The following is a 22272-nucleotide window of genomic DNA, read 5'->3' on the forward strand; positions in this document are numbered from 1 at the left end:
TTTTTCAATGTAACTCAGTCCTGAAATCAGGCCCGGAGCCTGTCTCCAATTTCACTTTTACGGATACATCGGAACCTGTAATAATCCTTCCGCTTCATCAAACCCAAACATCAGATTCATATTCTGAACTGCCTGTCCGGCAGCACCTTTTACCAGGTTGTCAATAGCTCCCATCATGATGATTCTGTGGGTTCTCGGATCGATCTTGAAATTCACATCCACGTAATTACTGCCCTCTACCCACTTTGTCTGCGGACACACATCCTTATCCAGAACCCTCACAAATGTCTCATTCTCATAGCATGCATCATAAGCAGCTTTTACTTCTTCGTAGGTCACATCCTTTGTCAGGGAAGCGTATGCTGTAACCAGAATGCCTCTGTTCATTGGAACAAGATGCGGGGTAAAATTAATGGTCACTTCCTGTCCGCAGGCATATCCTAACTGATCTTCGATCTCTGGTGTATGTCTGTGTGTGGCAACACCGTAAGCCTTGATATTTTCATTTACTTCACAATAAAGATTATCAACCTTAGCCCCTCTTCCAGCACCCGTCGTTCCGGATTTAGCATCAATAATAATCGTGTTCGGATCAATCATTCCAGCCTTTAACAATGGGTAAATAGAAAGTGTAGAACAAGTTGGATAGCATCCCGGATTCGCGATCAGACGAGCTTTTTTGATGTCCTCACGGTTAATCTCACATAATCCGTACACAGCTTCATCAATAAACTGAGGGGATTTGTGCTCAATTCCGTACCATTTTTCATATTTCTTCACATCTTTAATACGGAAGTCTGCACTTAAATCAATTACTTTCGCTCTGGAAAGGATTCCCTCATTTACAAGAGAAGCACACAGCCCCTGCGGTGTTGCAGTGAAAATCACATCAACCTCATCTGCCAGAGCTTCCATGTTATCGTCCATACATTTTGCATCTACCAGCTTAAAAAAGTTCTGATAAATTCCTGCATATTTTTTATCAATGTAGCTTCTGGATCCATACCATGCTACTTCCACATTTTTATGTCCCAGAAGGAGACGTACAATTTCATTTCCCGCATAACCGGTTGCTCCAATAATTCCAGCTTTTATCATTTTAGTGTCCTCCATTATTATGGTGTCAAAAGCATGCTTTTTCAAACAGGCTCTGGAACTCATACTTGTTACTCTGTTCACTGGCAACAATGTCCGTTTTGTGAACGGAGTGAACAGTAACATGTGCTTTATAAACAATGATGAATGAATTATACATCTTCTTTGCATATTATGCAATAGTCATTTTTTCCTTATTTTCCATTCAATCTATCTTTTTTTGTGCATTTCAACGCGTATTTACCTATTATATTATGCATTTTTATGCAAAGTTTTTATAAATTTTTTCAAATTTACTATTGCATATTTATGAGTATTGTTGTATATTATTCTTTGTGAATAACGTACAGAACGTAAGAGCCGTTATCACGATGAATATTTATTCAAAATTTAATATGCTTTATAACCCTATCTGTTTCAGAGGGATAAAAGAAAAGAGGTAAATATTATGAAAGAAAAAGTTGTACTTGCATATTCAGGCGGACTTGATACCACAGCATTGATTCCGTGGCTGAAAGAAACATTTGATTATGATGTTGTCTGCTGCTGCGTTAACTGCGGACAGGGAAATGAGCTGGACGGACTTGAGGAAAGAGCAAAGCTTTCCGGAGCTTCCAAATTATATATTGAGGATATCGTAGATGACTTCTGCGACAACTATATTATGCCGTGTGTTGAGGCAGGTGCTGTATATGAGCACAAATATCTTCTTGGTACTTCCATGGCACGTCCTGCTATTGCCAAGAAACTGGTTGAGATCGCAAGAAAAGAGAACGCTGTTGCAATCTGTCACGGCGCAACTGGTAAAGGAAATGACCAGATCCGTTTTGAGCTTGGAATCAAAGCTCTTGCACCAGACATCAAGATCATTGCTCCATGGCGTATGACAGACGTTTGGACCATGCAGTCCCGTGAAGACGAGATCGCGTTCTGCCAGGCTCATGGTATCAACCTTCCATTCGATGCAAAACACAGCTACAGCCGTGACCGTAACCTGTGGCACATCAGCCATGAGGGACTTGAACTTGAGGATCCGGCGCAGGCTCCAAACTATGATGATATGTTAGTACTCAGCGTAACACCTAAGAAAGCTCCGGATAAAGAGACCGAAATCACCATGACATTTGAGGCAGGTGTTCCAAAGACCTTAAATGGAAAGGCAATGAAAGTTTCCGAGATCATCACAGAACTGAACAAGCTTGGCGGCGAGAACGGAATCGGCATTATCGATATCGTTGAGAACCGTGTTGTAGGTATGAAATCCCGTGGTGTTTATGAGACTCCTGGTGGAACAATCCTTATGGAAGCACATGAACAGCTTGAGGAGCTGATCCTTGATCGTGAAACTCTGGAAACCAAGAAGAAACTTGGCAGCCAGCTGGCTCAGGTTGTTTACGAAGGAAAATGGTTCACACCACTTCGTGAGGCAATCCAGGCATTCGTAGAGTCCACACAGAAATATGTAACCGGTGAAGTAAAATTCAAACTTTACAAAGGCAACATCATCAAAGCCGGAACCACTTCTCCATACAGCCTTTACAATGAATCTCTTGCTTCCTTCACAACAGGTGATATGTACGATCACCATGATGCAGACGGATTCATCACTCTGTTCGGTCTGCCGCTGAAGGTTCGTGCAATGAAGCTTGCAGAAGTAGAAAGTCAGAAACAGACCAACGACTGATCTTCATAAAAATAAGCAAAAAATATCTCCGGAAGTTCTTAATCCTCCCGGAGATGTTTTTTACAACTTTTTTGTTTTATGTAAACCAATTATTTTCCAGCGCTTATTTTATTTAGCAACCAGCACTTATTAAAAATTTTCTCAACTGATTTTTACCTTCTTCTGCTCCAGCCTCTCAGACACCCATTCCTTAAACAATGTATAAATTACAGACACCAACGGAATAAAAATCAGCATTCCCACAATTCCCATAAGATTTCCGCCCAGAGTCACTGCAACCAGTACCCAGATTGCCGGCAGTCCCACAGAGTTTCCAACTACGTGAGGATAGATCAGATTTCCCTCAATCTGCTGCAGGATCAAGAACAATATAAGAAATGCCAAAGCTTTCAGAGGACTTACCATCAAAATCAGGAAAAATCCCACCCAGCATCCAATAATTCCGCCAAACACAGGAATCAGCGCCGTAAAACTGATCAGCACTCCGATCAGCATTGCATATGGAAATCTTCCGATCGTCATGGAAACAAAGAACATGCTTCCCAGGATCACCGCCTCTATGCACTGCCCGGTAATAAAGCTTGAAAACACCTTACTTGCCAGTGTACAAACATGTCCCAGATATTCCACTGTTTTCACAGGTAAGATCGCATAAGCCGCTTTCAGGACCTGCCTGCCCAGCTTCTCTTTCTGAAGGAGCACATAACAGGAAAACACAAAACCAATTGCAAAATTCATAGCCATACTCACCAGTCCCATAGTCACGGTAATAGTGGAGGATACCAGATTGTCCGCCCCACTTCTCAAAACGCTCACAATAGAATCAATAATTTTCTGCGGATCAATTTCTATGGTAGATGCCCATTTCACAATTTCAGAATCACTCTGGAAGGTATCTGTCAGCCATTTCTGAACTAACGGAATATCTTCTTCCACCTTTTTCACAACATTTACCAGAGTTCTTCCAAGCTCCGGTGCCACAATCAGTACTACAACGAGAATCGCCAGCACCACCAGAACAATGGAAAAGATCAGGCTCACCGGTCTTGCAAATTTTGCTGCTGCACGTCCCCTCCTGTTTTCTTTTTCCTTTGCTTTTCCAAAAACATGCCGCTCAATAAATGCCATAGGTACATTCAGCACAAACGCCATAGCTCCACCCAACACAAATGGCAGAAGAAGTCCCCACACAATTTTCACATACTTCAGCACCACATCCAGATTCTGCACTCCCAGATACAGAAGCACTGAAAAAGCGATCAGCCACCTTATCTTTTTCATATTTTCCTTATTTAGTTCCACTATTTTCAACCTCCTCCTTTCTTTCTCAGTACACTTTTGTTCTGCATATCTTACCACAAAATCCACTTTTTGACCAGTTATCCCTTTCTTTTTCCCACCTCTTTTAATTCAACGTGTTACTGTTCCCTCCGTGACCAGTAACACGCTTCGCGATGCAAAAGAATCATGCTTTGCATGATTTCGCGCCGCAATTCTCTGGTTTTCTGTGAACTTTATTGACACTTTTCCACGTTAACGCTATAATATTGATTAAATATCGTTTGCTCTAGAGCGTGTTTGAAAAAGGCTTTCTGCAAGATGTGCGTCACAACTTGTGGAAGATTTTTTTATAATTATATTGTGGGTTTTTCCCCGGCGAAAAGGAGGTATCTTCACTAAATGAAACAGATATCAGGCAATAAGCTGCTGGTAAAAGCACTGAAAGAAGAAGATGTTGAGTACGTTTTCGGTTATCCCGGAGCATGTACCATTGATATCAGCGATGAATTATACAAACAGGATGATGTCACCGTAATCCTTCCACGTCACGAGCAGGCACTGGTTCACGCAGCCGATGCTTACGCACGTACCACTGGAAAAGTTGGCGTATGTCTTGTAACAAGCGGTCCTGGTGCTACCAACCTTGTCACAGGCCTTGCTACAGCCAATTACGACAGCGTTCCTCTGGTGTGCTTCACCGGTCAGGTAGCACGTCATCTGATTGGAAACGATGCATTCCAGGAAGTTGATATTGTAGGAATTACCCGCAGTATTACCAAGTATGGAGTCACTGTACGCAACCGTGAAGATCTTGGACGTATCATCAAGGAAGCCTTCTATATTGCACGTACCGGACGCCCTGGACCGGTTCTCATTGACCTGCCCAAGGATGTAATGGCTGAACTGGGCAGTGCAGAATATCCAAAGAGCGTAAATATCCGCGGCTACAAGCCAAACACCAGTGTCCACATCGGACAGCTGAAACGTGCGATCAAAACACTTTCCAAGGCAAAGAAGCCTCTCTTCCTGGCAGGCGGCGGAATCAATATTTCCCATGCCAATAAGGTATTCCAGGAAGTAGTGGAAAAGACCGGTGTTCCGGTTGTAACTACTATTATGGGACGAGGTGCAATCCCTACCAACCATCCGCTTTTTATCGGAAACCTTGGCATGCACGGTGCCTATGCAGCCAATATGGCTGTAAGCAACTGTGACGTACTTTTTTCCATTGGAACACGTTTTAACGACCGAATCACAGGAAAGCTTCATGAATTTGCCCCTAATGCCCAGATTATCCATATTGACATTGACACGGCCTCTATTTCCAGAAACATCCAGGTAGATATTCCAATCGTTGCAGATGCAAAAGATGCCCTTGCAAAAATGTCCGAATACGTTTCCGACTATGCCAGCAAAAAATGGAACAGTGAGATAAACAGCTGGAAGCAGGAACATCCTCTTGTAATGCGTCCAAATGACAGATTAAGTCCGGTTGACATCATTAACCAGATCAACTGCCAGTTTGAAGAAGCCATCATTGTCACGGATGTCGGACAACACCAGATGCTGGTTTCCCAGTATGCTGAGATCACACCAGGCAAGCAGCTTGTTATGTCCGGGGGCCTTGGTACCATGGGATACGGTTTTCCTGGTGGTGTAGGAGCAAAGATCGGTAATCTGGACAAACCGGTTATCGTTATTTCCGGCGACGGTGGAATGCAGATGAATATTCAGGAATTTGCCACAGCTGTTCTGGAAGAGCTCCCACTGATTCTTTGTGTATTTAATAACGAATATCTTGGTATGGTTCGTCAGTGGCAGAAGCTTTTCTATGGCAAACGCTACAGCATGACCAATCTTCGCTCCGGTGCCCTTTCCCGCCGTACAAATGGCGAGGAATACCCGAAATATACACCGGATTTTGTAAAGCTGGCAGAAAGCTACGGTGCCAAAGGGATCCGGGTTTTCAATAAAAATGAGGTTGCCGCAGCCTTTGAAGAAGCAAAGAAAAATACCAAAGTTCCGACCCTGATCGAGTTCATCATTGATCCTGAAGAAATGGTTTATCCGATGGTAAAGCCTGGCGGAACACTGGAAGATTTAATTATGGATTGTTAATTAACAGGAGGTTTATCCAATGGCAGATAAAGGCATGAAAAAAAGATGGATTTCCCTCTACGTAGAAAACCAGGTAGGTGTTCTGTCCAAGATTTCCGGACTTTTCTCCGGCAAAAGCTATAACCTGGACAGCCTCACCGTTGGTACTACAGAGGATCCTACCGTTTCCCGAATGACCATCGGAACTGTAAGCGACGATGAAACGTTCGAACAGATCAAGAAACAGCTGAACCGAATGGTAGAAGTCATCAAAGTTATTGATTTCACCAATATGTTCGTCCGCATGAAAGAGATTCTTTACATCAAGGTTTTTAACTGCTCTTCTGAGGACAAAGTTGAATTATTCCAGATTGCTGAGACTTTCAAAGCCAGAGTCATTGATTACGGTAAAGACAGCCTGCTTCTGGAATTCGTACAGACAGCGACCAAAAATGATGCAGTTGTCAAACTGATCAAAGAAGAATTCGGCCGCATCGAAGTAGTCCGAGGTGGAAGTGTAGGAATTGAATCCATCAGCATGATGGAAAGATAATTTAAACGATGATGCCCCTCCTGTTAAAGGAGGGCATTTTTGTAAATTTTACGAGGGGATAATCCATTATGAAAAAACAACAAATACCATTAAAAAATTCACTGATTCTCCTTTTGACAGCAACGATCTGGGGAATCGCCTTTGTAGCACAAAGTGAGGGCGGTGAAGCTGTCGGCCCTCTCACTTTCAATGCCACAAGAAACATTATCGGTTCTCTGGTGCTGATCCCGGTTATTTTACTGCTCAATAAAATAAATCCACAGAGCAATTCAGCTGATTTCACAGAATCCGACAGACAGCCAATGGCATCCAGCGGTTCAAATCCATTTTCCCGCAACAAAACCTTAATTGCCGGCGGCATAATCTGCGGTATCTGCCTGTGTCTTGCTTCCAACTTCCAACAGTTTGGTATCCAGTACACCTCCGTTGGAAAAGCAGGTTTTCTCACTGCATGCTACATTATCATCGTCCCGATCCTTGGACTTTTTATGAAAAAGAAATGCAGTCCTTTTATCTGGGTTGCGGTTGTAATGGCACTGATTGGTCTCTATCTGCTTTGCATCACAGACGGCTTTTCCATTGGAAAGGGAGACTTTCTGGTCCTGATCTGTGCTTTCCTGTTTTCCCTGCACATTCTGGTCATTGATTACTTTTCACCAAAGACAGATGGAGTAAAAATGTCTTGCATCCAGTTTCTGGTCTGCGGAATCCTCACTGCTATCCCAGCCATAATTCTGGAGCATCCCAGTCTTTCTTCATTCAGTGGTGCCTGGGGCGCTACTCTCTATGCCGGCGTTATGTCCTGCGGTGTCGCCTACACCCTCCAGATCGTGGGCCAGAAAAATATGAACCCAACCGTAGCCTCCCTGATTCTCAGTCTGGAATCCTGCATCTCTGTCCTCGCCGGCTGGATTATCTTAGGACAGAAATTAAGCACCCGGGAAATCATCGGTTGTGTGGTAATGTTCGGGGCTATCGTTCTTGCCCAGTTGCCGCAGAAAGAAACTGCCAGTGAAAAATAACGCGCTCTAGAGCCTGTTTGAAAAATTCTTGCAGAAAGCCTTTTTCAAACACGCTCTAAATCTTCCAAAACCAAAAGTAAGAGGTAACGCTTGAACCTTCCAAACGTTACCTCTTACTTATTTACCCCATATCACCCATTATACAGCTGATAATATTTACCTTTCTGCGCAATTAACTCATCATGAGAGCCTCTCTCAATAACACGTCCCTGCTCCAGAACCATAATACAGTCACTGTTTCTGACTGTGGATAACCTATGTGCAATTGCAAATGTAGTTCTGCCTTCCATCAGCTTATCCATACCATCCTGTACAAGCTTCTCTGTACGGGTATCAATAGAGCTGGTAGCCTCATCCAGGATCAGAACCGGCGGATCTGCTACTGCCGCCCTGGCGATTGCAAGCAGCTGTCTCTGTCCCTGGCTTAAATTAGCACCATTATTGCGAAGCATAGTATGATAACCATCCGGCAGTCTTCGGATAAAGCCATCCGCATTCGCCAGCCTGGCAGCTGCAATAACTTCCTCATCTGTGGCATCCAGTTTTCCATAACGGATATTCTCCATAACGGTAGCAGTAAACAGATTAGTATCCTGAAGAACGATACCCATGGAACGTCTCAGATCACCCTTTTTGATCTTATTTATATTGATGCCATCATAACGGATCTTACCATCCTGAATATCATAGAAACGATTCAGAAGATTGGTAATTGTCGTCTTACCGGCACCCGTGGAGCCGACAAATGCAATTTTCTGTCCTGGCTTCGCATACATCTTCACATCGTGAAGCACGATCTTGTCATCACGATATCCGAAATCAACGCCATCCAGAACAATATCACCTTTCAATTCGATATAATCTGTTTTGCCGGTGGCTTTGTGAAAATGCTTCCACGCCCAGCGTCCTGTACGTTTCTTGGACTCAACCAGCTTACCATTCTCTTCTTTCACATTTACCAGGGTCACATATCCGTCATCTACCTCCGGCTTCTCGTCCAGAAGATCGAAGATACGCTTCGCTCCGGCAAGTGCCATAACAATACTGTTAAACTGCTGGCTTACCTGGTTGATCGGCTGGCTGAAGCTCTTGTTAAAAGTGAGAAAACTTGCCAGGCCGCCAAGAGTAAATCCACCCACACCGTTTACGGCAAGCACACCGCCAACAATGGCGCACAGCACATAGCTGATATTTCCAATCTGCGCACAGGTAGGCATCAGCACGTTTGCAAATTTATTGGCATTATTCGCGCTCTCAAACAGCTGGTCATTCAGCTCATTAAACTTCTCAAGGCTTTCTTCCTCATGGCAGAATACCTTTACAACCTTCTGGCCTTCCATCATTTCCTCGATGTAACCATTTACAATACCAAGATTCTTCTGCTGCTCCATGAAATACTTGCCGCTGAGTCCTGCAAGATTTTTACTTGCCACCAGCATCACTCCAACCATGACCAGAGTCACGATGGTAAGAGGCACATTCAAAATAATCATACTTACCAATACACTGACAATGGTAATCACACTGGAGATCAGCTGTGGAATACTCTGGCTGATCATCTGGCGCAGTGTATCAATATCATTGGTGTAGATAGACATGATATCGCCATGTGCATGTGTATCAAAATATTTAACAGGAAGTGTTTCCATGCGCTCAAACATCTCATTTCGAAGATTGCGTAGGGTGCCCTGACTGACATAGATCATCAGACGGTTGTACGTATATGTGCACGCCACCCCAATTGCATAAAAACAGGCTACACGAAGAATTGCCATTGCAAGAGGATGGAAATCCGGAGTCTCAGATTGAAGCATAGGCATGATATACTGGTCAATCAAAGTCTTCATAAACATGGTTCCCTGCACATTAGCAAGAACACTTACCACAATGCCGATCACAACTACAATAATATGGATCCTGTAGTTCTTAAAAATATACCCCATCAGTCTTCCAAGCATCTTGCCCGGATTCTCTACCATAGGGCCTGAACGGAAGGCTGCCCCGCTGCGGCCTGGCTTCTTTATCGGTCTTTCATTGCTCATGCCTGCTCACCTCCTCTATTCTCATCAAAATCTCCACCACCCTTTATCTGTGAATTATAAACCTCCTGATAAATGGCATTGGTTTTCATCAGTTCCTCATGAGTTCCAAATCCGCTGATTTTTCCCTCATCCATGACAATGATCCTGTCCGCACTCTGAATACTGGAAATACGCTGTGCAATGATCAGCTTGGTAGTATCCGGAATTTCTTCTGCAAAAGCTCTTCTGATACGTGCATCTGTGGCAGTATCTACCGCACTTGTGGAATCATCCAGAATCAGTACTTTGGGTTTCTTAAGAAGAGCTCTGGCGATACACAGACGCTGTTTCTGACCGCCGGAAACATTGGTTCCGCCCTGCTCAATATAAGTATTGTATTTGTCCGGCATTTTCTCAATGAAGTCATCCGCACAGGAAAGCTGACACGCTCTGCGGCACTCTTTCTCCGAAGCCTCTTTATTTCCCCAGCGCAGATTCTCCAGAATGGTACCGGAAAACAGCACATTCTTCTGAAGTACAACTGCTACCTGGTTACGCAGACTATCCATATGGTAGTCACGCACATCCACGCCGCCAACTTTCACTGATCCGGAGCTCACATCATAAAGACGGCTGATCAGGTTTACCAGACTGGACTTGGCACTTCCGGTTCCACCGATAATACCAATAGTTTCTCCTGCGCGGATAGAAAGATTGATATCCTTCAGCACCGGCTCCTTACTGTCCTTCTTATAGCTGAAATCCACATGGTCAAATTCAATACTTCCGTCTGCAACTTCCATAACCGGATCCTGCGGATCATGAAGATCTGCTGTTTCATTGATAACCTCAGTTACACGCTCTGCACTTGCTGCGCTCATGGTGACCATAACAAATACCATGGAAAGCATCATAAGGCTCATAAGAATATTCATACAATATGTAAGAAGACTCATCAATTCACCTGTAGTCAGACTGCCGCCAACGATCATATTCGCACCCAGCCAGCTGATTCCAAGAATACATGCATATACTGTAAACTGCATAACCGGCATATTCATAACTACCAGTTTCTCAGCTCTTACAAACATTTCGTAAACTTTATTGCAGGCTTTCTGAAACTTAGTGGTCTCATATTCTTCACGTACATAAGCCTTCACAACGCGGACTGCGCTGATATTCTCCTGTACGCTGGCATTTAAATCGTCATATTTCTCAAATACTTCCCGGAAATACTTCGTCGCCTTTTTCATAATAAATACGAGAAAACATCCAAGAAAAATAACGGCAATAAGGTAAATGCTGGCAATTCTTGCATTGATCATAAACGCCATCGCCATGGCACAGATCAGACTGGCCGGGGCACGGGTACACATACGCAGGATCATCTGGTATGCATTCTGCAGGTTGGTCACGTCTGTAGTCAGACGTGTGATCAGACTTGCAGTACTGAACTTGTCAATGTTTGAAAATGAAAATGTCTGAATGTTAGTATACATTGCTTTACGAAGATTACGGGCAAAACCGGAGGATGCGTATGCTCCGTATTTTCCCCCAAGAATACCGGTAACAAGTCCTGCAACAGCAAGAAGCGCCATAATGGCACCCTTTCTGTAAAGATAACTGATATTACCGGCTTCCACACCGTTGTCGATCATATCTGCCATTACAAGCGGAATCATTGTCTCCACCACAACCTCCAGTATCATAAATACCGGTGTGAGGAAGGAGGCCTTCTTAAACTCCTTTACCTGGGCAAGTAATGTCTTTATCATCAGGTTCTCCCCTTTCTTTTTTGTTAGTTTTCATCCCGCAGACAGCACTCTCTTTGGGCATTTTCCCGGATCATGTCCAGAACTTCCAGGAAGCATTCCAGTTTTTCCTGGGGAATGTCAGACTTCAATACTTTCTGGATCCGGTCAAAATTCTCCATAATTTCCATCTGAAATTCCATTCCCTTTTCTGTAAGCACCAGACGCTTCAGTCTGGCATCTCTTGGAATAGGTTCTCTGGTAATAAGCCCTTTCTTCTCCATTGCCTGAAGGATTCCTGAAGCAGTAGAACGCGCCATCTGAAATTCTGCTTCCAGGTCTTTCTGGAAAACAGCCTCTTCTGAATGTCGGTACAGATAACCAATGATCCACCCCTGCATGCGGTTAATTCCGGCTTTTTCATCCACCTTGGACTGATACGAATTCACCAGACGCCCAATTACCTGATTGAGAGTACGAACCTCATACCCTATTTGCCGTTCCGCCCTGCAGCACTCATCAGGACCAGTTTTCTTCTTTTTCTCCATCTTTCCCTTCTTTCATATACTTCCATACAAAATAGTTCATGTGCGAACTGTTCGGGTTCGAACTGTTCGTGCACGAACTAATTATAAGGGGCATGTTTCTGAATGTCAATCCTGTTTTTTCAATATCCGCTTTGCTATTTGCTCGCGGAGCGTTTTTTGTGTAATAGGAAATTACTCCGTAATATTCCTATTACACAAAAAAATACCAGAAGCAAAATTCCCATTGCTCCTGGTATCCCTTTTTATTTCGAATAAAAGCTCCACTCCCTTTCATCCACAGGCAGGTCTTCCATCTGATAATTCTCAATCCGGATGAAACTTCCCATCTCGATTTCCTGAATCATACGCTCAATTCCGGAAAGCTCTCCCTGGACTTCCATTTCCACTCTGCCATCCCACAGATTGTCCACCCAGCCGGTAAGATCATTGGCTCTCGCCGCATTTTTGGCACGGTAACGAAATCCAACGCCCTGCACCTGCCCGGAAAAATATATGTGTTTTCTCACTATCGCCATCTTTTGTCACTCCTTATGTACCTTATGATATACGTCAATACCGGCAGATGCAAGAATTTTTATTATTTTCCCTCAAAAATCTGAGCAATCGGGGAATCCGATGACAAAATAACGGTCTTGTTTTCTCCTTGCATAGAAGCTTTCAGTGCTTCAAGACTTCTTACGAAGGAATAAAATTCACTTCTCTCATCTTCCCCATAAGCCTGGGAAAGAATTTTCATATATTCCTGTTCCCCTTCTGCCTTCAAAATCTCAGCCTGCTTCTTCGCATCTGAAATCTGAATGGTCACTTCCTTATCCGTCTTGTTCTGGATTACCTTTGCTTCTGAATCGCCTTCTGCTTTATATGTAGCAGCAATATTATCACGCTCTGAGATCATTCTCTCATACACAGCAGCCTTATTATCGTCCGGCAGATCCAGCTGCTTTGTTTCAAATTTAATCAGCTCTATTCCATATTGTTCCATATTATCTCCAATGGCTTCCATCACCATATCCGATAATTCTCCGTCCCGGCTTGTGATCACTCTGTCCTGGGAAAGACTGCTGATCACATTTTTTGTGGCATTATATACGGCCGTATTAATTCGGCTTTCGCTGTTTTCCAAAGAAGAGTTCAGAGTCTGTGCAAATTTAAGTGGATCTGTAATTCTCCACAAAACATAGCTGTCACTGATCATGGTTTTCTTGTCCTTGGTAATCACATCAGATGCTTCCAAATCATATAACAACGTTTCCTTTGGTAAAGACTGTGTTCTTTCTATCAATGGAATTTTAAAGCTGATTCCCGGTTCGCAGATCACTCTGTCAACTTTACCAAACTGACGGATCAGCTTGTATTCATTTTGTTGGGTTATAGTTATGGAAGAACCGATTATTACTGCTCCGAGAATGCCTGCTATAAGTGCCGCTTTTTTCATTTTCATAATTTTTTATCCTTTCTATCAGATACTTATCTTAACTTCACTTAGTTTCTTCACTTGTATCTTCTTCTGTTTTCCAGTCTCCGGAAAAAGAATCCAGCGGCAATATCTTTTCCACGCCACTTCCGTTGTCGATCACAATCTTCATACCAGGCAGCACATCTTCCATGGTTTCATAGAACATTCGCATTTTTGTGGTCTCCGGATTCTTCACATATTCCTCATACATTGCATTAAATCTTGCCACCTCAGCTTCTGCCTCATTGATCCTCACCTGTTTTTGTGCCTCCGCATCCTGAATAATCTGGTCTGCCTGGGCCTGCGCTTCGGGAAGCTTTTCGTTCCTGTATTTATTAGCATTGTTAAGCGCCGTTTCTTTTCCCTGTTTCGCAGTTTCCACCTCTTTAAATGCTTTCATCACTTCTTCAGTAGGCGGCTCGGAATCCTGTATTGTTATGTTGACCAATTGAATTCCCAGATCCTGTTCCTCCATCTGATTCAAAATCATTTCTTTGATCTTGCTCTGGATTTCTCCTTTTCCGGTGGTCAGAACCTCATCCACGTTATAGCTTGCTATTACAGTTCGGATACAGCTTTGCGCAATATTTTTTAAAATCTCTTCCGGCTGCTCAGAGGTGTAAAGGTATTTTACAGGTTCTGAAATTCGATATTCTACAAAGAAATCCACATCAATAAAATTGTAATCCGAAGTGATCATGATTCCTTCATTTTCCACCACCGCATTGTTCCCCATACTGTATCCTATTGGAAATCCCTGGATCGTGGTATTTACCTTCTGCACCTGCTGTACAAAAGGGACTTTGAAATGTAATCCCGTTTCATTCACTGCCTTTGGCACTCCAAAGGTTGTGAGTACTGCCTGTTCCTGCTCCTGAATCTGGTAAGTTGTATCCAGAGCCAATCCCCCTGCCGCTATAAGCCCAATAGCACCGATTGCCAGATATTTCATTTTTCCATTTCGCTTACTCATTTTTCTCCTCCATCTCTCTTACTAACAATAGTTGTAAAGCGTTCAAAAAGGGAAAAAAAAGACTTTTATCCCAGGCACTGTTATAATGCCTGAAATAAAAGTCTCGCTGATTATCTCATAATGCGGGTAGTTTCATCTACCGTTCTGACGCATTTATGCACCATTCAGAAAAAATGGATTTCCTTTTATCTCTTCATGGCCGCTACTCCCTTTTCTTTGAGCGATATCATATCATAAGTATTCATGAAAATCAAGATGTTTTTTTATGTTTTTCAGTTCTTATTAATGCCTTGTTGCTGTTCAGGGGCTAACCCTGTGTTACTGTTCACTCCGTTCACAGTAACGCGCTTCGCGATGCACAGAAATCATGCATTCGCATGATTTCGCGCCGCAATTCTCGGGTTTTCTGTGAACTTTGTTCACAAAAAACGCCTCGCGGAATGTTACCAGTGAACAGTAACAACCCTGTTTCAAAAAACAGGACAACTTTTTAGAGAATATGGATTTCTTTACATTAGCATGATACAATTAAGAAAGTAAAAAAACGGCACAGCATAGATCATCCGGCTTGCTGATTGGGATACAGCGAAAACAAACAAATTTGCAAACAGAGCAATAGCCAATAGCCTATCTTCTGAACTGTGAGAACGAAAAATTGCCCAAGGAAATGATGGCGGCCTTTGAATAACGAGGGAGTGAGATACATGGAACAATTATTGATTATTGAAGATGATATAGGGTTGAATCAAGGTTTAAGTAAAGCACTAAAAGCAGATGACCGTCAAATTATATCCTGCCATGAGCTAAAAGCGGCAAGAGAGCAATTGCTTTGCGGTAGTGTATCCCTGATCCTGCTGGATATCAATCTACCAGATGGCAGTGGGCTTGAGCTGCTCCGGGAGGTCAAGAAAAACCTGCCCGGAGTTCCTGTTATTCTGCTGACTGCCAATGACACTGATCTGGACATCGTAGACGGACTGGAGCGGGGCGCTGATGATTACATTACCAAGCCCTTTTCTCTTTCGGTTTTGCGGGCAAGGGTGAATACCCAACTGCGAAAGCAAGCGTCAAACCAAAAAAATGCGCCGTTCCATATGGATCTATTTCACTTTGACTTTGAGGCTATGACCTTTTATGTGGGAGATTCAAAAGTGGAATTGAGTAAAACAGAACAAAAATTACTGCGTCTGCTTGTTGAAAACCGTGGTCGAACCATGACCCGTGGAGACCTTGTCGACCGGATCTGGACAGATGGCGCAGAATATGTGGATGAAAATGCTTTGTCTGTTACGATCAAGCGTCTGAGGGATAAGCTTGGTGCACAGAAATACATTAAAACCATCTATGGAATCGGTTATAGCTGGGTGACAAAAGATGAATAAAACCGGCATTGTGATCATACTGCTATGTTTTCTGGCGGCGATAGCTACTGTATTATGGGAGCGGAGAAAGGTCAGAAAAACGATGGAAGAAATCGAAAGGATGCTGGACGCTGCCATGACCGGCTCCTTTTCTGAAGCCACTTTTGATGAAAGCCAGCTGTCTGCTTTGGAAACAAAGTTTGCACACTATCTTTCCGCAGCAGAAACTTCCTCTCGAAATGTAGCACAGGAGAAGGACAGAATTAAGACCTTGATTGCGGACATCTCCCACCAGACAAAAACGCCGATTGCAAACCTGCTGTTATACAGCGAGCTTTTGATGGAGGAAACTCTGCCTGTATCGGCGAAGGCAAATATGGAGGCACTGTACAATCAATCGGAGAAATTGCGATTTTTGATTGACTCGCTTGTAAAGCTGTCCCGGCTGGAAAACGGAATTATTTCACTATCGCCGCAGCGCTCAGCATTACAGCCACTGCTTCAAGGTATTGCAGAACAATATGCCGCCAAGGTTTCTGAAAAAGGATTGTCTTTGCAACTGCAAGATACCGATGCTTTTGCTGTATTCGACTTCAAATGGACAGCGGAAGCACTGGCTAATATCGTAGATAATGCCATCAAATATACAGAGCATGGCACAATCAGGATTTCTGCTGTAAGCTATGAAATGTTTGCAAGGATCGATATATCGGATACCGGTTCGGGCATTTCGGAAAGCGAGCAAGCGAAGATATTTGCTCGCTTTTACCGCTCAAATAGTGTGCGGAAACAAGAAGGTGTAGGCATCGGCTTATACCTTGCCCGACAGATCATATCCGGCGAGGACGGTTATATCAAGGTCGCTTCCGTTCCGGGAAAAGGAAGTACGTTTTCCATATTTCTGCCGAAATAGCATCCATTCTTTCAAAACTGTTAGATTTCATTTTCCGCTGGAAAGAATGTGGAAAGAATCCTATGCGATAATCTGTATGTATCAAAGGATGATTTCTTTGCATACATACAGATTTTTTCATGGAGGTACTCGTTTATGGAAGTTTTACAGGCAAAAAACCTGAGAAAAATTTATGGCTCCGGCAATAATGCGGTTCATGCGTTGGACGGAGTGGATTTAAGTGTGCAGAAAGGTGAATTTGTGGCGATTGTCGGCACATCCGGCTCCGGCAAATCCACACTGCTGCATATGCTGGGCGGGCTGGATCGCCCTACAAGCGGCACGGTCATGGTGGACGGACAGGATATTTTCTCCCTGAAGGAGGAAGCCTTGACCATCTTCCGCCGCAGAAAAATAGGCTTTGTGTTCCAAGCATATAATCTTGTTCCGGTGCTGAATGTGTATGAAAATATCGTTCTACCCATTGAGCTGGACGGCGGCAAGGTCAACAAGGATTTCGTACAGCAGATCGTGCAGACCCTTGGGCTGGATGAGCGTCTGGATGCCCTGCCCAATCAGCTTTCGGGCGGTCAGCAGCAGCGTGTGGCAATCGCCCGTGCGCTGGCGGCAGCACCCGCTATCATTCTGGCAGATGAACCGACAGGTAATCTGGATTCCAAAACCAGCCAGGATGTATTGAGCCTTTTGAAAGTAACCAGTCAAAAGTTCGCCCAGACAATCGTAATGATTACCCACAACGAAGAAATTGCGCAGATGGCAGACCGCATTATCCGTATCGAAGACGGTCGGATCGTCTCCCAGAACTAACGGGAGGTGGCTACGATGAATGTCAAAAACAGAAAATGTATTCGAAAGCTCAGCTTAAAATCCCTTTATACGAACCGCCGCCGCAATCTGATCGCCATTTTTGCCATTGCGCTGACAACGATGCTATTTACGTCCATGTTCACCATTGTCTTGTCGTTGAACGCCAGTTATGAAACCTACCAGTTTCGGCAGGTAGGTGGCTATGCACACGGTACCTTTAAAGATGTTTCCCCCGAGCAGGCGGAACGTATCGCTGCCCACCCAAAGGTGAAGGCTGCGGGGGCACGGAAGGTGATCGGCATCACTGTGGATGGTGTCTTTTCCAAAACGCCTGCAGAGATCAGCTACATGGATGCCAACTGCACCAAATGGAGCTATGCCACCCCTACTACCGGGCGGATGCCCGAAAGCGGCAAAGAAGTAGCCATGGATACGGCAGCGTTGCAGCTGCTTGGCGTAACGCCGGAGCTGGGCGCCGAGGTCACGGTTTCCTATTCCATCACGGACAAGGATCAAACCGCCTTTACTGTAACAGATACCTTTACGCTGGTGGGCTATTGGGACTATGATGAACTAATGCCTGTTCATTACATCAACATCAGCCGTGATTACGCAGATGACATCGAAGCGCAGGCAGTGAAAACAGGGTTACAGCCTTTCCGCACCGATTTGAATGTCATGCTGGCCTCCAGCACAAATATTCAAGGGCAGATGGAGCAGGTGGATACCGATCTTGGCTACACATGGGACAGCTATACCGATCCCAACAGCGTCCGGATCGGCGTCAACTGGGGATATACCTCATCCCAGCTGGAGTCACAGCTCGATCCAGAGCTGATGATCGCCATAGCAGCTTTTTTGCTGCTGGTGATTTTCACGGGGTATCTTATCATCTATAACATTTTTCAGATCTCTGTTGCAGGGGATATCCGGTTTTACGGACTTCTGAAAACCATTGGCACAACGCCCCGGCAGCTCAAACGTATCATTCGCCAGCAGGCACTTCTACTTTGTCTGATCGGCATTCCGGCAGGACTGTTGCTGGGCTACGGCATCGGCGCTGTTCTGGTACCTGTTGTCTTGCGCTCCACCCAGTTGGATGCAGGCATCACCACCATCAGCACTTCGTCTGTGATCTTCCTTGGTTCCATGCTGTTTGCCCTGTTGACGGTGCTTTTGTCCTGTTCCAAGCCCGGAAAAATGGCAGCCAGGGTCTCTCCGGTAGAGGCTACCAAATATACGGATGCAATGCAGACTAAGAAAAAACAGCGCAGCACCCGGGGAGCCAAGCTCCATCAGATGGCCTTTGCCAATCTGGGACGAAACAAGAAAAAGACGGTGCTGGTGGTGGTGTCTCTGGCACTGTCGGTGACACTGTTCAATGCGCTGTGTGCCTTTGTGGGAGGCTTCAGCATGGAGAAGTATGTATCCTTCATGACCTGCGCCGATTTTATCGTCAGCACGCCCGACTATTTCCGTTACAACCCGGCAGATGAATTCATCACGCCAGAACAAATCGAAGAGATCGCAGCAAACACAAAGGCCAATCTTTCCGGCACGGGATATGCTGTGCGAAAACCCGCATACCTGTGGATGACGGAGGATGCTCTGCGGCAGGACTATGCAAGGTACGAAAGTGCTGAGCAGTTGGACAGCCATATGAGCCGTCTGGAGCACCGGGGCAATATGGTGATGGGAGATACCAGAATCGAGGCTCTGGATAACAGTCTGTTTGACAAGCTGCAAGTGCTCGACGGAGATATTTCTCCTATGCTGGAGCCAAACAATAACGCTATTGCCATTGCGGTTTCTTTGGATGATTACGGCAATCTGCTCAATCCTGAATACTACCCCAAGGTGGGAGACACGATTACCGCTACCTATGCGGATGATGTGAAATATATCGACAGCCGCACCGGGGAACTCCGCACCGAAGATACACCGGAGGAGTACTTTCAGGCAAAATTGTATGGAGCCAGAGATGTAGAGTACACGGTCTGCGCCTTGGTAGAACTTCCGAATTCCATGAGTTATCGTTATGGTGGTATTGGATATGACGCAGTTTTGTCTGTGGACACCGCACAGAGGGACAGCGGTGGTGCAGCCATTCCGATGCTCTACCTGTTCGACACAGCGGACGAAGTTGACGAGGCCGAAGCAGAGCAATATCTATCGAAGCTCACTGCCGGTGAGTTTTCGCCCTTGATGTATGAAAGCAAAGCCACGGCTCGCTCTGAATTTGCTCAGTTCCGGCAGATGTTCCTTCTGATAGGTGGTATCCTCTGTGCTATCATTGGGCTGGTGGGACTCTTAAATTTCTTCAACGCCATGATGACCGGTATTCTTTCCCGCCGCCGTGAATTTGCTGTGCTTCAGGCTGTAGGAATGACGAACCGGCAGCTCAAAACCATGCTGATCTACGAGGGGTTGTTTTACGCAATGTCTTCTGTAGCGGCGGCCTTTATTTTGTCGCTGGCGGTGGGACCTCTTGCGGGAAAAATGCTGGGCAGTATGTTCTGGTTCTTTGAGTATCGATTCACCATTCTGCCTGTCCTGCTGACAATTCCGGTATTTCTTCTGCTGGGGTGGCTGATTCCTTGCATGATGTATGACAACGCAGCGAAATGCAGTGTTGTAGAGCAATTAAGGGATGCTCAATAACTGTTAAGCAAAAAACGGCCCTCTGCCAATGAAAAGGCAGAGGGCTGAAAATCTACGGGTTTATATTCCGTCACAGTTCTTAAATAGGTTTCGGGGTTTCGTTCAAAACAAGACAACCGTCTCGTGTATTGCACTCCCGCAATCCTGGTATCTTATAAAAACTTCCACGCTTCCACATCAAAAACGCCTCTCGGTGTAATTCGGATCTGCGGAATAACCGGCAAAGCCATAAAGGACAGCGTAATAAACGGATCATGACCGTCTTTCACACCCATTTCATGAGCTTTATGGATCATTCGCCCAAGAGTCTCATTGTCTTTCTCAAAACCATTATCACTCATCAGTCCCATTACAGGAAGGGCAAGAGTGTCAAATACTTTATGATTCTCTACGATCGTATAGCCTCCCTGAGTACGCATCAGTTCCCGCACAGCAAGCTCCATGTCCTCATCATTATCTCCGATCACAATAATATTGTGGGAATCATGGGATACACTGGACGCAATTGCTCCACCACGGATACCAAAACCTCCGATCACGCCACAGCCGATTTTACCCGTCATCTTATGACGTTCTACAACTGCAATCTTCTGATAATCGTCATCGGACTGGAATTTGCAGGGACCATCCCCTGCTTTCAGAGTTCCCTTTCTGGTAGTAATCTGTCCTTCTTCTGCCAGAATCACCGGAAAGATTCCATCTGCAGACTCCAGCTGAAATGCCTCTCTGGAAAATTCAGCCACATGCACTGTATTTTTCAATTCAGGGGCACACGGCTTTATAACAATCTTTGCATTTTTATCTACCAATTGCCCTTTAAAGTACACATCTTCTATGGTCACACTGACAAGATCCGAAAGAACCAAAAGATCTGCCTGTCTGCCGGGTGCCACTGCCCCCTTGTCTTTCAGTCCATAACAATTAGCTGCATTGATGGTTGCCATCTTAATAGCGGACACCGGATTCATGCCAAGGCGGATAGCTTTTCGCACGTTATGGTCAATATGCCCTTCCCGCTGGATATCCTCAATATGCTTGTCATCTGTGCAGAAGCAGAATCCGTCACCATTCATGTGTCTCTGTACCAGACCGCCCACAAGTGCCTCAAGATTTCGGGCAGCGCTGCCTTCCCTTACAAGAATGGTAAGACCGTTCCGCCGTTCTCGCATGGCATAATCAAAGAAGCTGCACTCATGGTCTGTAGCAATCCCTGCCATAGCATATGCCTGAAGATCTCCCTCTTCCAGAAACGGAGCGTGGCCATCACGGATTCTGCCCTCAAACAGTTCTAGCTTGTCATGCATGCTTTTCTCGCCCTGTACCACAGAAATGCTGTCCATTACTTCTCCAAGTCCAAGAATCCGGCTGTTATGAAGGTAAGGAACCATATCTTCAGCAGTAAGAGTGCATCCATTATCATCAATGGCAGTAGCAGGAACACAGGATGGCATCATCACATATACATTTGCTTTCACATCTTCGGTTTGATCCAGAATATAATCAATTCCTGCCAAACCGGACACATTGGCTGATTCATGGGGATCCACGATAAAAGTAGTGGTTCCGTGCCTGGAGGCAGCTGTTACCAGTTCAGCCGGTGTAACCAGTGTAGATTCCAGATGAAGATGGCTGTCAATAAATCCCGGACATACATATCTGCCGGCCAGATCACGTTCTTCTTTCCCATGGAAGCTTCCAATTCCTGCTATAATCCCATCCTGTATGGCAATGTCTCCGCGGATGATCTCTTCCGTAAAAACATTCACAATCCTCGCATCCTTCAATACCAGGTCTGCCTTTTCCAAACCTCTTGCAATTCTGGAATACTGCTGATATTTTTCCAAATTCATATATATCCTCCTTTCATTTATCAAATAATATTTATTGTACGAAAAAATATTTTGATTATTATTTATGATAGTAACACTTGTACAGTGAAATTTCAATGTAAATTTCAAAACATCCAGAAAAGACAAAAAAACACCAGAGATGATTTTTACTTTTAAATCACCTCCGGTGTTTCCATCAATTCTAAAGCATTCTTTTCAT

General features: G+C 44.6%; 18 protein-coding genes. 8 read left to right on the top strand and 10 right to left on the bottom strand.

Features of this window, described 5'->3' with window-relative positions; all coding sequences use genetic code 11:
- Positions 1–57: 57 nt before the first annotated feature.
- Positions 58–1098: an N-acetyl-gamma-glutamyl-phosphate reductase gene (gene argC, locus LIZ66_RS09060; RefSeq protein ID WP_148461744.1), complete on the bottom strand. Its 1041-nt coding sequence runs from the start codon at positions 1096–1098 to the stop codon at positions 58–60.
- A gap of 445 nt (positions 1099–1543) precedes the next feature.
- On the opposite strand from argC, the gene LIZ66_RS09065 reads away from it, so the two are divergent.
- A complete protein-coding gene (locus LIZ66_RS09065; RefSeq protein ID WP_173716156.1) occupies positions 1544–2779 on the top strand; it encodes an argininosuccinate synthase in 1236 nt (411 codons plus the stop codon).
- A gap of 141 nt (positions 2780–2920) precedes the next feature.
- Here LIZ66_RS09065 and LIZ66_RS09070 read toward each other — a convergent pair whose 3' ends face one another.
- Both LIZ66_RS09070 and LIZ66_RS19960 read right to left on the bottom strand, forming a co-directional pair.
- The gene (locus LIZ66_RS09070; protein ID WP_173716157.1) at positions 2921–4081 is read right to left on the bottom strand and encodes an AI-2E family transporter; all 1161 of its coding nucleotides are present in this window, start codon (positions 4079–4081) and stop codon (positions 2921–2923) included.
- A gap of 249 nt (positions 4082–4330) precedes the next feature.
- Complete coding sequence (locus LIZ66_RS19960; protein WP_368356910.1) at positions 4331–4456, bottom strand: DUF6783 domain-containing protein; 126 nt, start codon at positions 4454–4456, stop codon at positions 4331–4333.
- Positions 4457–4459: 3 nt separating this feature from the next.
- Here LIZ66_RS19960 and ilvB point away from each other — a divergent pair, with 3 nt between their 5' ends.
- The 3 genes from ilvB to LIZ66_RS09085 all read left to right on the top strand — a co-directional run bounded on the left by ilvB (position 4460) and on the right by LIZ66_RS09085 (position 7732).
- Positions 4460–6178: a biosynthetic-type acetolactate synthase large subunit gene (gene ilvB, locus LIZ66_RS09075; protein ID WP_173716158.1), complete on the top strand. Its 1719-nt coding sequence runs from the start codon at positions 4460–4462 to the stop codon at positions 6176–6178.
- 19 nt (positions 6179–6197) lie between these two features.
- The gene (gene ilvN / locus LIZ66_RS09080; RefSeq protein ID WP_118579761.1) at positions 6198–6710 is read left to right on the top strand and encodes an acetolactate synthase small subunit; all 513 of its coding nucleotides are present in this window, start codon (positions 6198–6200) and stop codon (positions 6708–6710) included.
- Positions 6711–6793: 83 nt separating this feature from the next.
- Complete coding sequence (locus LIZ66_RS09085) at positions 6794–7732, top strand: DMT family transporter (protein WP_173716183.1); 939 nt, start codon at positions 6794–6796, stop codon at positions 7730–7732.
- A gap of 131 nt (positions 7733–7863) precedes the next feature.
- Here the strand turns inward: LIZ66_RS09085 and LIZ66_RS09090 are convergent, their stop codons facing one another.
- The 6 genes from LIZ66_RS09090 to hflK form a co-directional block, all read right to left on the bottom strand.
- On the bottom strand, positions 7864–9711 hold the full coding sequence (locus LIZ66_RS09090) for an ABC transporter ATP-binding protein (protein WP_334292553.1): 1848 nt from the start codon (positions 9709–9711) through the stop codon (positions 7864–7866).
- A 59-nt stretch (positions 9712–9770) separates the two neighbouring features.
- On the bottom strand, positions 9771–11528 hold the full coding sequence (locus tag LIZ66_RS09095) for an ABC transporter ATP-binding protein (protein WP_195699123.1): 1758 nt from the start codon (positions 11526–11528) through the stop codon (positions 9771–9773).
- Positions 11529–11551: 23 nt separating this feature from the next.
- Positions 11552–12052, bottom strand: a complete 501-nt coding sequence (locus LIZ66_RS09100) for a MarR family winged helix-turn-helix transcriptional regulator (RefSeq protein WP_148461750.1) — start codon at positions 12050–12052, stop codon at positions 11552–11554.
- Positions 12053–12294: 242 nt separating this feature from the next.
- Entirely contained in the window at positions 12295–12567 is a 273-nt protein-coding gene (locus LIZ66_RS09105; RefSeq protein WP_118579773.1) for an acylphosphatase, read from the bottom strand.
- Between the two features lie 62 nt (positions 12568–12629).
- The gene (hflC, locus tag LIZ66_RS09110) at positions 12630–13493 is read right to left on the bottom strand and encodes a protease modulator HflC (RefSeq protein WP_118579775.1); all 864 of its coding nucleotides are present in this window, start codon (positions 13491–13493) and stop codon (positions 12630–12632) included.
- Between the two features lie 37 nt (positions 13494–13530).
- Complete coding sequence (gene hflK, locus LIZ66_RS09115) at positions 13531–14481, bottom strand: FtsH protease activity modulator HflK (RefSeq protein ID WP_173769614.1); 951 nt, start codon at positions 14479–14481, stop codon at positions 13531–13533.
- Positions 14482–15185: 704 nt separating this feature from the next.
- Here hflK and LIZ66_RS09120 point away from each other — a divergent pair.
- From LIZ66_RS09120 to LIZ66_RS09135, 4 genes are all read left to right on the top strand, one after another.
- On the top strand, positions 15186–15863 hold the full coding sequence (locus tag LIZ66_RS09120) for a response regulator transcription factor (protein WP_173734921.1): 678 nt from the start codon (positions 15186–15188) through the stop codon (positions 15861–15863).
- A complete protein-coding gene (locus LIZ66_RS09125) occupies positions 15856–16755 on the top strand; it encodes a sensor histidine kinase (RefSeq protein WP_173734922.1) in 900 nt (299 codons plus the stop codon). Before LIZ66_RS09120 ends, LIZ66_RS09125 begins: the two co-directional genes overlap by 8 nt.
- Before the next feature lie 135 nt (positions 16756–16890).
- Complete coding sequence (locus tag LIZ66_RS09130; RefSeq protein WP_227200729.1) at positions 16891–17562, top strand: ABC transporter ATP-binding protein; 672 nt, start codon at positions 16891–16893, stop codon at positions 17560–17562.
- A 15-nt stretch (positions 17563–17577) separates the two neighbouring features.
- Positions 17578–20223, top strand: coding sequence for an ABC transporter permease (locus LIZ66_RS09135; RefSeq protein WP_227200728.1), 2646 nt, complete (start codon positions 17578–17580; stop codon positions 20221–20223).
- 152 nt (positions 20224–20375) lie between these two features.
- Here LIZ66_RS09135 and ade read toward each other — a convergent pair whose 3' ends face one another.
- A complete protein-coding gene (gene ade, locus LIZ66_RS09140; protein WP_148461756.1) occupies positions 20376–22073 on the bottom strand; it encodes an adenine deaminase in 1698 nt (565 codons plus the stop codon).
- Positions 22074–22272: the final 199 nt, after the last annotated feature.

Origin of the sequence: Blautia faecis (assembly GCF_020554845.1) — a bacterium.
In the GTDB taxonomy this organism is placed as follows: Bacteria; Bacillota; Clostridia; order Lachnospirales; family Lachnospiraceae; genus Blautia_A; species Blautia_A faecis.